The 12269-nt window shown below is 39.8% G+C and carries 14 protein-coding genes; 1 reads left to right on the top strand and 13 read right to left on the bottom strand.

Annotation, left to right across the window (positions count from 1 at the left end):
• Nucleotides 1-114: 114 nt before the first annotated feature.
• The 7 genes from xerD to DWX65_RS07125 all read right to left on the bottom strand — a co-directional run bounded on the left by xerD (nt 115) and on the right by DWX65_RS07125 (nt 6426).
• Nucleotides 115-999 carry a site-specific tyrosine recombinase XerD gene (xerD, locus tag DWX65_RS07095; protein WP_117841140.1) on the bottom strand — a complete coding sequence of 295 codons (885 nt, stop codon included), beginning with the start codon at nt 997-999 and terminating at the stop codon, nt 115-117.
• 201 nt (nt 1000-1200) lie between these two features.
• On the bottom strand, nt 1201-1776 hold the full coding sequence (locus DWX65_RS07100) for a stage II sporulation protein M (RefSeq protein WP_117698727.1): 576 nt from the start codon (nt 1774-1776) through the stop codon (nt 1201-1203).
• 22 nt (nt 1777-1798) lie between these two features.
• The gene (locus DWX65_RS07105; protein ID WP_117841141.1) at nt 1799-2368 is read right to left on the bottom strand and encodes an NUDIX hydrolase; all 570 of its coding nucleotides are present in this window, start codon (nt 2366-2368) and stop codon (nt 1799-1801) included.
• 199 nt (nt 2369-2567) lie between these two features.
• Nucleotides 2568-4088, bottom strand: a complete 1521-nt coding sequence (gene rny, locus DWX65_RS07110; protein WP_416390266.1) for a ribonuclease Y — start codon at nt 4086-4088, stop codon at nt 2568-2570.
• Between the two features lie 126 nt (nt 4089-4214).
• Nucleotides 4215-4775, bottom strand: a complete 561-nt coding sequence (locus tag DWX65_RS07115) for a regulatory protein RecX (protein WP_242997835.1) — start codon at nt 4773-4775, stop codon at nt 4215-4217.
• Between the two features lie 56 nt (nt 4776-4831).
• Nucleotides 4832-5920, bottom strand: a complete 1089-nt coding sequence (gene recA, locus DWX65_RS07120; protein WP_118173160.1) for a recombinase RecA — start codon at nt 5918-5920, stop codon at nt 4832-4834.
• Nucleotides 5921-6219: 299 nt separating this feature from the next.
• On the bottom strand, nt 6220-6426 hold the full coding sequence (locus DWX65_RS07125) for a helix-turn-helix transcriptional regulator (RefSeq protein ID WP_117698723.1): 207 nt from the start codon (nt 6424-6426) through the stop codon (nt 6220-6222).
• A gap of 192 nt (nt 6427-6618) precedes the next feature.
• Here DWX65_RS07125 and DWX65_RS07130 point away from each other — a divergent pair, with 192 nt between their 5' ends.
• Nucleotides 6619-6975: a helix-turn-helix domain-containing protein gene (locus tag DWX65_RS07130; protein WP_117698722.1), complete on the top strand. Its 357-nt coding sequence runs from the start codon at nt 6619-6621 to the stop codon at nt 6973-6975.
• 139 nt (nt 6976-7114) lie between these two features.
• Here DWX65_RS07130 and trxA read toward each other — a convergent pair whose 3' ends face one another.
• The 6 genes from trxA to DWX65_RS07160 all read right to left on the bottom strand — a co-directional run bounded on the left by trxA (nt 7115) and on the right by DWX65_RS07160 (nt 12258).
• A complete protein-coding gene (trxA, locus tag DWX65_RS07135; protein ID WP_022243252.1) occupies nt 7115-7426 on the bottom strand; it encodes a thioredoxin in 312 nt (103 codons plus the stop codon).
• Between the two features lie 84 nt (nt 7427-7510).
• Nucleotides 7511-9100, bottom strand: coding sequence for a peptide chain release factor 3 (locus DWX65_RS07140; protein ID WP_117698721.1), 1590 nt, complete (start codon nt 9098-9100; stop codon nt 7511-7513).
• An 11-nt stretch (nt 9101-9111) separates the two neighbouring features.
• Nucleotides 9112-10266 (bottom strand): phosphopentomutase, encoded by a 1155-nt coding sequence (locus DWX65_RS07145; RefSeq protein ID WP_118173161.1) that lies wholly within the window; start codon nt 10264-10266, stop codon nt 9112-9114.
• 104 nt (nt 10267-10370) lie between these two features.
• Complete coding sequence (locus DWX65_RS07150; protein WP_118173162.1) at nt 10371-11081, bottom strand: SpoIIIAH-like family protein; 711 nt, start codon at nt 11079-11081, stop codon at nt 10371-10373.
• Nucleotides 11078-11671, bottom strand: coding sequence for a stage III sporulation protein AG (locus tag DWX65_RS07155; protein ID WP_147326041.1), 594 nt, complete (start codon nt 11669-11671; stop codon nt 11078-11080). Before DWX65_RS07155 ends, DWX65_RS07150 begins: the two co-directional genes overlap by 4 nt.
• On the bottom strand, nt 11668-12258 hold the full coding sequence (locus DWX65_RS07160) for a stage III sporulation protein AF (protein WP_118173163.1): 591 nt from the start codon (nt 12256-12258) through the stop codon (nt 11668-11670). Before DWX65_RS07160 ends, DWX65_RS07155 begins: the two co-directional genes overlap by 4 nt.
• Nucleotides 12259-12269 lie beyond the last annotated feature (11 nt).

The following is a 12269-nucleotide window of genomic DNA, read 5'->3' on the forward strand; positions in this document are numbered from 1 at the left end:
AACTGCTACGCTTAAAAGTCTAACTTTTTGGGGTCACATCAAAATGACTGCTCCCTTTTTCTATTTATGCAAGTAGTAAGAAACTCGCAAAGCGTGTTTCCCGTAGTTTCTTCTTTATCCTCTGGGATGTGCCTTGGCATATACTTCACGGATTCTGCTCTGTTTCATCTGTGCATAGATTTGCGTGGTAGAAATATCTGCATGTCCTAACATTTCCTGAACCGCTTTCAAATCTGCCCCATTGCTTACCAGATGAGCTGCAAAAGAATGACGCAGCATATGCGGTGTTATCTCTGTCTCAATTCCGGCTTTCTTTCCATAGGCTTTAATTAATTTCCAGAAACCCTGACGGCTCATTTCTTTGCCGGAACAGTTGGTGAAAAGATATTCACTGCCCTCTTCACTGACAAAATATGATCTTCCCTCTTCCAGATAATGCTGCAGAGCCTCTTTTGCTACTTCTCCAAAAGGAATAATTCTTTCTTTATGAGCATCTTTGCAGGTAATATATTCCAGTTTCAAATTCATATCGCTTAACTTCAAAGAAATCAATTCAGAGACACGGATTCCCGTCGCATAAAGCAATTCTAACATCGCATGGTCCCTTAATTCCTTCGGTGTATTTCCGTTTGGCTGGTCTAAAAGCCGGCTGGTTTCTTCCATAGAAAGAATAACCGGAGCTTTCTTCTCTATCTTGGGTGCCTTTAATCCATCCGTCACATTTTGGTTTACATAATTCTGTACCATAAGATACTGAAAAAAGGCTTTCATGGATGCAAGTCCTCTGGAAATCGTTGCCGGTTTCTTTCCTTCCTGCTCCTGCTTTTCCATATATATTTTTAAGTGTTCCTGTCTGACATCCTCCACAGAAAGCACACCTTCAGAATACAGAAATTCCTTCATTTTGCGCAAATCCGTCTCATAAGAAACCGCTGTATTTTTCGATATTTTCTTTACTTCCTGAAGATACTTCATAAAAGCATCTATTTCCTGTGTCATAACTGTAACCACCTAACTCTTTTTCTCTCATGCCCTTCTATTCTTTTCCAAAAGGCAAGTACAGTCCCTATTATAATGATTCTAATTTGGAAAAGCAATTCATATTTTCGCCTGTTTTTTGCTGATTTACATAAATCTACCACATGTATCTTATTTCTATTTTTCTACCCACAATATGTTGTAAAAATTTTGTAAAATTTTTTATATTTTTTTCAACACGAAGTGCACCATACCTGGATTCAGATATGCCTCTGTTAAGAATCCGATAAAGAACAATAATAATATAATCCCCCACAAAAGGATCCATTCCCCAAGCTTTCCATGTTCCTTTCCGCACTGGTACTTTTCTTCTAACTTTAATAACAGCAGGTATCCGGACACATAGAAAATAAATTGTGGGCATAACGCAATCATCATAAGCCAGATGGCACCTGCGCCAATATTGCTGATTGCCATCACGCACAGGAAACCAAAAGAAAAGCCGCTCCATATCAGAAATATACTATTCACAACCCGGTACCACGGTGTCATTCCAAAGAAGATTAATGTAAGGACAACCGGCACTCTTGCTGATAGTACATAAATAAAATAATCATGTTTTTCTATCGTAATATATTTTAACTGCTGTATGAAATAATCATTTAATATGCCATATTGTTGCAGACGGCTTCTTCCATACAAATTAGCAGCTATAATGCCAATCACAAAACAGCCTAAAAATAACACCTCTAACAGATGAAGATGCTTTTCTCTTCTTATCCCCGATACTCTTTCCATGTATTCACTTGTCTTAATTTTCTTATTTCATATTATTCCGGTAACGGTAACAATATGCCAAGATACCAGCTACGGTTTTACTGTCCTGGATTATTCCGGCATAAATTTTTTCTAATAATTCTTCCGGGTCATATGCCCTTACTTCAATAAATTCTTCCGGATCAAGATGCTGTTTGCCCGGTTTTAAATCCGTTGCCAGATATACATCAATAAACTCATTACAGAAAGCTACGGTCGTCTTTAAAGAAAGCATCTTTTCGATATGACCGCACTGAAAGCCCGTCTCTTCCTCTAATTCCCGCATGGCACTTATTTTCGTATCCTCTGTCAGGGAATCTCTGCATCCTGCCGGCAATTCAATAGTATAACGGTCTAATGCATTCCGATACTGGCGTACCATTAAGATTTTGCCCTCCGGTGTAACCGGCACAACTGCCGCAGCTCCTTTTCTGTGTTCCACATAATCCCAGTATGCAATATTTCCATCCGGTGTCTCGATGGTGTCTGAATAAACATCCACGATTGCGCCCTGATATTTTAACTCCCTGTTAACTCTTCTGATTCTTTTTTCTTCCTGATGATCCTGTTCCATTGTATTCTCCTTTTTTCTTACAGATTATTCCTCATTACCTGTTTTTCTCATGCCTGCGGCGGTCGCTTGCGGCATCTCCCTTATACGCCGCAGTGCGCATCCTCGCAGAGTTTTTTTTACTTTACAGGAAAGCAATTTCCTGTAAAGCAAAAAAATAAGTGTCCAAAAAGCTTTCACTCTTCGGACACTTATTTCCTGCTTATTTTGCGTAATCAACTACACGTGATTCACGAATTACGTTTACCTTAATCTGACCTGGATATTCTAATTCAGATTCAATCTGCTTTGAAATATCACGGGCAAGTAATACCATTTCAGCATCACTTATCTGTTCAGGAACTACCATTACACGAATCTCTCTACCCGCCTGAATTGCAAAAGATTTATCTACACCTTTAAATTCATTTGTAATATCTTCTAACTGCTTTAATCTGTTGGAATATGTTTCCATTGTCTCGCGTCTTGCACCTGGTCTTGCTGCGCTAATTGTATCGGCTGCCTGTACCAGACAAGCAATCAATGACTCTGGCTCTACGTCGCCATGGTGTGCCTCTACCGCATTGATAATAAGCGGAGATTCTTTATATTTTCTACATAAATCCACACCAATCTGAATATGTGAACCTTCTACTTCGTGGTCTACTGATTTACCAATATCATGCAGGAGTCCTGCACGTTTTGCCAATCTTACGTCTACACCAACTTCAGCCGCAAGTAAGCCACAAAGCTGTGCTACTTCTATAGAATGCTTTAATGCATTCTGACCATAACTGGTTCTGAATTTCATTCGGCCTAATAATTTCACAAGTTCCGGATGAATGCCATGTACACCTACTTCTAAAGTAGCAGCTTCACCCTCTTCACGAATCATGGTTTCAACTTCTTTTTGCGCTTTTTCTACCATTTCTTCAATTCTAGCCGGATGAATTCGTCCGTCTACAATCAATTTCTCTAATGCAATACGAGCAACTTCTCTTCGTATTGGATCAAATCCGGAAAGGATAACTGCTTCCGGTGTATCATCGATAATTAAATCTACACCAGTCAGCGTCTCTAACGTACGGATATTTCTTCCTTCACGTCCGATAATTCTTCCCTTCATCTCATCATTCGGAAGCTGTACTACAGAGATGGTTGTCTCTGACACATGGTCTGCAGCACATTTCTGAATTGCAGTAACCACATATTCTTTTGCTTTCTTTCCAGCTTCTTCTTTTGCCTGATGCTCCATCTCTTTGATTAATTTTGCAGTATCAAGCTTTACATCTTCTTCAACAGTTTTTAATAGATATTCTTTTGCCTGGTCGGAGGTAAGTCCTGAGATTCTTTCTAGTTCCCGTACACGCTCTTCATGAAGCTTTGTAATTTCAGCTTTCTGTTTGTTCAGCTCTTCTTCTTTTGCTGCAAAACCTGCTTCGCGCTTCTCAATGGCTTCCAGTTTCTTATCCAGATTGGATTCCTTCTGTTCCACTCTGCGCTCGTTTCTCTGAATTTCGTTTCTTCTTTCCTTGATTTCCTTGTCCAATTCGTTCTTCGTACGAATCGACTCTTCTTTAATCTCAAGCAAAGATTCTCTCTTCTTCGTCTCAGCGGTCTTCACAGCTTCATCTATTATCTCACGGGCTTTATCTTCTGCACTGCCAATCTTTGAAGCAGTCTGCTTTTTCTGGTATGCATTTGCAACAAACCAGGTGATAGCACATGTGACAATAAATGTAATTACAACAGCTATAATTACTGCCTGCACAGGAGCACCTCCTTTATTCAATTTTCATTGTTCATATAACATAAATATTCATTCATCTGTCATAAATAACAATAAATAAATTTTATACTTTTTCTAATATTATGTCAAGTAGTCCGGACATTTCATTACACGTAAAATGTCTTCACTTTTATATCCTCTCCGCATCAGATATCCATACTGTTTCTGCATTTCCTTTGCATCCGGCTGCTCCGGATTATAATGTCTCTTTTTTAATATTTCAGCAATTTTTTCTGTATCATTATTTTCATAGATTTCTTCTAAGGCCTGCTCTGTAATTTCTTTGGGAACTCCCTTCTGCATCAGTTCCTGCTGTAGCCGGCGGCGGCTCTTACTGCCCTGTCGGTAACTGATATAATTTCTTGCATAGCGCATGTCATCAATATAATGATATTTCTTCACATACTCTATGGCATCAAGAATCAGTTCTTCCGGATATTCACTCTCAGCCAGTTTCCGGTAAAGCCCCTGTTCTGTCCGGTCCATCTTCTCTAAAAGTGCAAGTGCCCGTTTTTTCACCCGCTTACCTACTACTTCATAAAAGAGTTCCTGATACAGTGCCTCGTCTACGGTCTGCCCTTCCTGTAATCTGTAGCGGTGCACCTCACCTTTATATAATACAAGGTGTGTACCATCATCCATACACACCTTATATTTGTTTTTCTTATATTCTGTTATCCCTGAAACAATTCTGTCCATTACTCTGCATCAAGAACTTCCGGTCCATTTGCAGCTGAAGTCTCTGTTTCTTCTTCACCCTTATCCACTGCATAATGAGCTCTTACTTTTTCTTCGATTTCCTGGCAGACCTGTGGATTCTCTTTCAGATAAGTCTTGGCATTTTCACGACCCTGGCCAATCTTATCTCCATTATATGCATACCATGCACCGGACTTATTTACAATACCAAGTTCAGAAGCCAGATCAAGGATATCTCCTTCTTTTGAAATTCCTTCTCCGAACATAATATCAAATTCAGCCTCTTTAAATGGCGGTGCCACTTTATTCTTCACTACTTTAATACGGGTACGGTTACCGACAATTTCTCCACCCTGTTTTAAGGATTCAATTCGACGTACATCAAGACGTACGGAAGAATAGAATTTCAATGCACGGCCACCGGTTGTTGTCTCCGGATTACCAAACATAACTCCAACCTTTTCACGCAACTGGTTAATAAAGATTACAATACAGTTAGAACGGTTGATTGCTGCAGTCAGCTTACGAAGTGCCTGTGACATTAGTCTTGCCTGTAAGCCCACATGGGAATCTCCCATATCACCATCAATCTCTGCCTTTGGCACCAGTGCTGCAACAGAGTCTACGATTACAATATCTACTGCACCGGATCTGACCATAGTCTCTGTAATCTCAAGTGCCTGTTCTCCGTTATCCGGTTGTGAAATATAAAGATTATCAATATCTACTCCGATATTCTTCGCATATGCCGGGTCTAATGCATGCTCAGCATCAATAAATCCGGCAATTCCTCCACGCTTCTGTACCTCAGCGACTGCATGCAGGGCAACGGTCGTCTTACCACTGGACTCCGGTCCATATATCTCAATAATTCTTCCCTTAGGAAGTCCGCCTAATCCCAAAGCAATATCAAGACTTAATGCTCCTGTCGGAACAGTCTCCACATTCATCCGGTTGCTCTCATCCCCCAGTTTCATAACAGAACCTTTTCCGTACTGTTTCTCAATCTGGGATATAGCAGCATCCAGTGCCTTTAATTTATCTTCTTTACTGCTGTCTCTTCTCGTATCTTTTACATCTCTCGCCATGTCAATTCTCCTTCATGCGAACTTATGTTCGTTTTCTGATATTATAGTAGTATACTTTCTTCCAAATGTCAACTGCATTTTTAGAAAATATTTTTTTCTGTCCCTATACATTCTGTAAAGTGGGTATACCCGGCAGAATAGCCAAATATTTTATAGACTGTAAATATTCTCATGTAAAGAAAAAAGACTTCTTTCTGAAGTCTCTCATGGAAAGGTATCCTTATCTTAACATAATAAGATTCCGGTTACAAATTAATTTTCTATAAACAATGGAAACCTCTGGCAATCGTTCCATCTTTTTAATCATGATATTGATCCATACCAAGAATCAGGAAAATCTGTTCTAAGTACTTCTCACCAGACCGTTCTCCATAAATGATATGATTGATATACTGCGGACTGCACCCAACCGATGTTGCAAGTTCTTCCTGACTCATCTCAAGTTCTACCAGCCTGCGCTTTATTTCTTTCCCCATTGGAGTAATCTGCCGTTTTGTCTTTGCCATAAAAGTCTCCCCTTTTCTGCTTTATCATTTGTGTTTATTTAAAAAATGATGTATAATATGAAAATAATTTCACAAATTACATTATAATTCATAAATATGAATTTGTCAATTCATATTTGCGTATTTTATTCTTATTTTTTATTTTTTTATTTTCTATATAATATTATTTAATACCTGATAAAGGAGTACACTATGACAATCAGCCAACGTATCTTTGCATTATTACGGGAAAAGAAGCTTTCACAAAAAGAATTATCGGAATACACCGGAATCTCTCCTGCTGCTATCAGCAGCTGGAAATCCAAGGGTACAAATCCTTCTTCTGATAAAATTGTAAAAATAAGTGAATTTTTAGATGTTGATGTATACTATCTTCTGACCGGTGAATACCAGCCGGCTTCCAACCTTCAGATTGCAGAAGAATCAGAATATCGTGCTTTCCCATCCGATCCAGATGAACATTTACTGCTCCAGCTTTTCCATAAACTTTCTCCGATGGACAAAGGACGCATCATCGGTCAGTTAGAACAGAAACTTGCTGAAAAATAACTTCTATATTTTTTTATATGCAATGATATATTTTTATAGCAATATGAATCAGGCATTTATTACACATCTATAAAAATTGTATGATAAAATCCGGACAGTATATCAAGATATACCATCCGGATTTTCTTATCAGCTGCAATCATAAAGCTAAAAGCCTTAATACTTCGTCTTTATCCTGCACACCGATGCTCTTTCCCTCAAAAACACCTTTTTTCATTACAACCAGGGTCGGAATACTCATAATCTGATATTTTAAAGCCAGTGCTGCTTCTTCATCCACATTCACTTTTCCAACCTTTACCTGTCCCTCTAATTCATCCGCCAGTTCTTCTACAACCGGAGACATCATTTTACACGGACCGCACCAGTCTGCCCAGAAATCCAAAAGTACCGGTTTATCTGACTTTAATACTTCTTCTTCAAAATTGTCATTTGTAATCTTTACTACCATTTCGTTATCCTCCTTTACTTTTATAGAAAAGCTTCTATTTTTTCTTTTTTAAGTATGTCTCTTCTTAATTTTGTTTATACCCGCTTAATTTTTACCGAATTCCGATAATACCAGACCATCATTCCGGTCAAGAGTCATGCCGACACTCCATGCATTGACAAATAACAGCAATGGATTGCCCTTAAGGTCACGGATTTTCTTCATATCGGAAGTTCCGGTAAGCTTGTCCATATCAATATCTTTATTTTCAATCCAGCGGATATGCTCATATGGAAGCTTCTCCAAGCGTATTTCCACATTGTATTCATTTTCCAGACGGTATTTTAATACATCAAACTGCAGTACACCTACTACGCCTACGATAATCTCTTCCATACCACCCTGATATTCCTGGAAAATCTGGATTGCGCCCTCCTGTGCGATCTGCATGACACCTTTGACGAACTGTTTTCTCTTCATGGTATCTACCTGACGTACCCTTGCAAAATGCTCCGGTGCAAAAGTCGGTATTCCTTCGAATTCGAAGTTGTCTTTCGCAGTGGTTAAAGTATCACCGATTGAAAAGATACCCGGGTCAAAGACTCCGATAATATCTCCGGCATATGCTTCATCTATAATCTTTCTCTCCTGTGCCATCAACTGCTGCGGCTGGGAAAGACGGATTGTTTTTCCACCCTGGATATGTTTTACTTCCATGCCGGCTTCAAACTTTCCGGAACAGATTCGCATAAATGCAATACGGTCACGATGATTCTTATTCATATTTGCCTGGATTTTAAAGACAAAAGCAGAGAAATCGGAACCAAACGGATCAATCAGCCCCTTGTCCGAATTTCTCGGAAGCGGTGATGTAGTCATGGAAAGGAAATGCTTTAAGAAAGTTTCTACACCAAAGTTCGTTAAAGCAGAACCAAAGAATACCGGTGACAGTTCTCCCCTGGACACAAGATCCATATCGAATTCTGCACTTGCACCATCTAACAATTCAATTTCTTCATCCAATTTATCCCGGTATTCCTGCCCGATTTCTGTTGTCAATGCCGGATCATTAATATCAAAATCTTTTTCTTCACCTTCCTTGGTTCCCTTCAAGGTATCAGAGAACAGCATGACTTTTTTCGTATTCCGGTCATAAACTCCCTTAAAATTCTTTCCGGAGCCAATCGGCCAGTTAACCGGACAGGTAGCAATGCCAAGTTCTTTTTCGATTTCATCTAATAAATCAAAGGTATCATTAGCATCACGATCCATTTTATTGATAAATGTAAAAATCGGAATGTGACGCATTACACAGACTTTAAACAGTTTTCTGGTCTGTGCCTCTACACCTTTTGAACCATCGATTACCATAACTGCAGAATCAGCAGCCATCAGGGTACGATAGGTATCTTCCGAGAAGTCCTGATGTCCCGGTGTATCCAGAATATTGATACAATATCCACCATAATTAAACTGCAATACAGAAGAAGTAACGGAAATACCTCTCTCCTTCTCTATTTCCATCCAGTCGGAAACTGCATGTCTTGCAGTTGCTTTTCCTTTTACAGAACCTGCCAGGTTAATAGCCCCTCCATACAGAAGAAATTTCTCTGTCAGGGTTGTCTTACCGGCATCCGGATGGGAAATAATCGCAAATGTTCTTCGTTTCTCTATCTCTTTTCTAAAATCAGCCAAAATGGGACCTCCTATAATTCCAGCGGCTCACCCGCACATTTTTGCTTTATGTCGAAGTAAGATAATATGGTTGCGGCAATGTCTGCAAAGCTGCCTCTTGTGCCATAGTTCTTACCCGGAGTAATATGCGCTCCATACATAAGAAGTGGTGTATACTCTCTGGAATGGTCAGTAGAAGGTGTACTCGGATCACATCCGTGGTCGGCTGTAATCATTAAAATATCATCCTCCCGTAACTTTGCCAAAAGCTCCGGCAGCCGCTCATCAAAGTGTGTCAGTGCTTTTGCATAACCATCTACATCATTCCTATGTCCATACAACATATCATAGTCTACCAAATTTGTAAAACATAATCCAGTAAAATCTTTGTCCATATAGGCTGATGTTTTGTCAATTCCATCATCATTTCCGTTTGTTCGTACAAAATCTGTAATTCCGCGTTCTGCAAAAATATCTATGATTTTTCCAACAGACAGCACTGTTTTCCCACTTTCCGTCAGCTGATCCAACATGGTGACTGCCGGCGGTTCTAAGGAAAAGTCATGTCTTCCTGCAGTACGTGTAAAATTCCCCGGTTCTCCGATAAACGGTCTTGCAATGACTCTTCCCACTCCGTTTTTCCCAGTCAGCATCTTCCTTGCAATCTGGCAATCCCGATACAGTTCTTCAATTGGCACTACCTCTTCATGGGCTGCCACCTGGAAAACAGAATCTGCTGATGTGTATACAATCAGTTTTCCAGTTTCCATATGCTCTTTTCCATAATCCCGGATAACATCCGTGCCGGAATATGGACGGTTGCAAAGTACCCCGCGTCCGGTTTTCTGCTCAAATTCTTCTATGATTTCCTGTGGAAATCCATTTGGAAATGTTGGCAGTGGATGACTGGATATCACGCCTGCAATCTCCCAGTGTCCGATGGTGGTATCTTTTCCTTTGGACACCTCTGTCAGTCTGGCAAATGCACCTTTCGGATTTGCTTCTTTTCCTCCAATGTGGACTCCGTCAATATTAAAATAGCCCAGCGAGCGCATATTTGGCATGGAAAAATATGGACTTCGTGAAGCTGCAAGTAAGGTATTGCTTCCTTCATCATGATACTCTGCCGCATCCGGCATTTCTCCGATCCCAACGCTGTCTAATACAATTAAAAACACTCTCTTCATAGGCATTCCCTCTCTTCTCATGGTTCTGTCGGTTCTTTTTCTTATGCTATTATTATACTAATTTCAGCCCCGTTTTCAAGTATCTAAGAGCGGGGCTGCTTCCTTTAATTTGTCTGTTCTGTTGTGTCTGAATTTCCGGTGGTTTCTGTTGCCGGATTCTCCTGTGCAGTATTTTTCTGAATTGGTGTGATAATGATATTTTCTGCCTCAATGCCGGCTTTTCTCTTTACAATATCCTCTATTTGGGCACGTTTGGCATCTGTTACTTCTCCCATATCAAGTACCACATCCGCTGTATTATCAGTAATGCTGACAACTACATCCGTAAATCCTTTTGCCTCTAACAACATCTCAGCTGCATTTTCCCGTTCTGCAATATCCGTCATTGCCACCATCTGATTTAAGGCATCCTGCTTTGCAGCTTCATCTATATTTGTATTATTGATAATTTCCAGCAAAGTCTCTTTGTTTTTAGAACGTACCTGTTCCCGGCCCAGTTTCATTTCTGACGCATAATCCATGCTGCTGCTTGCCATGACGGCTTCGCCCGGGTTCTCTAGGCTCTCTTCAACCACACTGTCTGCCGCTGATACAGCTTCACTACTGTTATCTTCCGTATCGGTAAAAATATCTGCTTCCGCTAAGTCATCCTCTGCCGATATCTCATAAGATAAATCTGCCGTATCCGCAGAAGCCTCCATTGCCACCTTTTCATCTTTGCCATTCTTGTCGGTAAAACTTAAGTAACCAGCCACTGCTATCATCAATGCCAATGCGGTTATAATGAGTTGATTTTTCTTAAATACTTTCTTCATTTACTGTCCTCCAGTCCGCTCATTTTTACTATTTTTATTCTATGTGCTTCTACCTGAAATAATGCCAAAACCGCCTCGGAAATATTCTGTTTCACCTTCTGGTTATCACCACCGGATGCCACAATTAAAATTCCCTCCACTTTGGGAAGAAGCTCCTTAGAAACAAAGGGTGTATTTCCGGCATCTGCTTCCTCATATACCGTACTTTCCTGTAGCTGCTGTTCCTTTGTGCTTCTTACTCCACCAGTGCTGTCACTTTCCTCTAAAGAATTTTCAGAAGTATTTTTATCCTTTTCCACCACCTGTGTCCCACTGTCCTGATAAGTAATCATCACCTTTACATCTCCGGCTCCGTCGATTTTTTCTAAAATATCTTCTAATTTCCGCTCTATTTCATCCTTAGATGCCTCCATGGTATTATTTTCCTTTGATATATTTTCTTTTGCTTCCTCTGCCTGTTTTTTTTCTTTTGTATCTGTAGGCAATGCGATAATCAGAATCAATATGCCTGCCAGGACTAAAATCAGCCAATCTGACCGTTTTAGTTTCTTTTCTTTTATCTTTTGCATAAAATCCTGCATTTTCATCATCTCACCTCTTCTATCTGAATCTGCGTCTTATCAACCAGATAATTTTCACATACAAATTTTTCTAATTCTGCATACTCCTGACTTGTATGCTCCTTTTCCTCTTCTGTTTCTTTTATCTCAATTGCCGGTATCTCAATATCCGAAACATGGACGGAACTATTTTTTTCAATGTTATCCCCAGACTTTTCAATCCCGATTGTAATACGTTCTATTTCATAAGTCTCAGTTAATGTTACCCTGCTGTATGCCACCGCATAGCCTTTCTGCCTTAGGGTATCCTCTACCTGCCCGCCACAGGCTTCTTCATATTGCAAACGATAATCTGCAGTCTCCGCACTGCTTATGGCATTTATATTTTGTACATTTTCAAGTTCCTGAAAGAACTGTGCCTGTTCCATATTCTGTATCAACGTATCCTCATCAATTAACCTAGAAGCAATGGGTGCCATTACCGCCAGCAGAATCAGAAGCCTAAGAAAGAAATGCACATATTTTTCATAAGTTTTATTCTGTACCAGATACAGCATCACATGTCCAATCAGAAAAAGAATCAGAATTCCCTTCATCCAGTTTAAAATTGCACCCATTTTATATTGCT

The organism is Roseburia sp. AF20-18LB, assembly GCF_003461185.1.
In the GTDB taxonomy this organism is placed as follows: domain Bacteria; phylum Bacillota; class Clostridia; order Lachnospirales; family Lachnospiraceae; genus Roseburia_C; species Roseburia_C amylophila.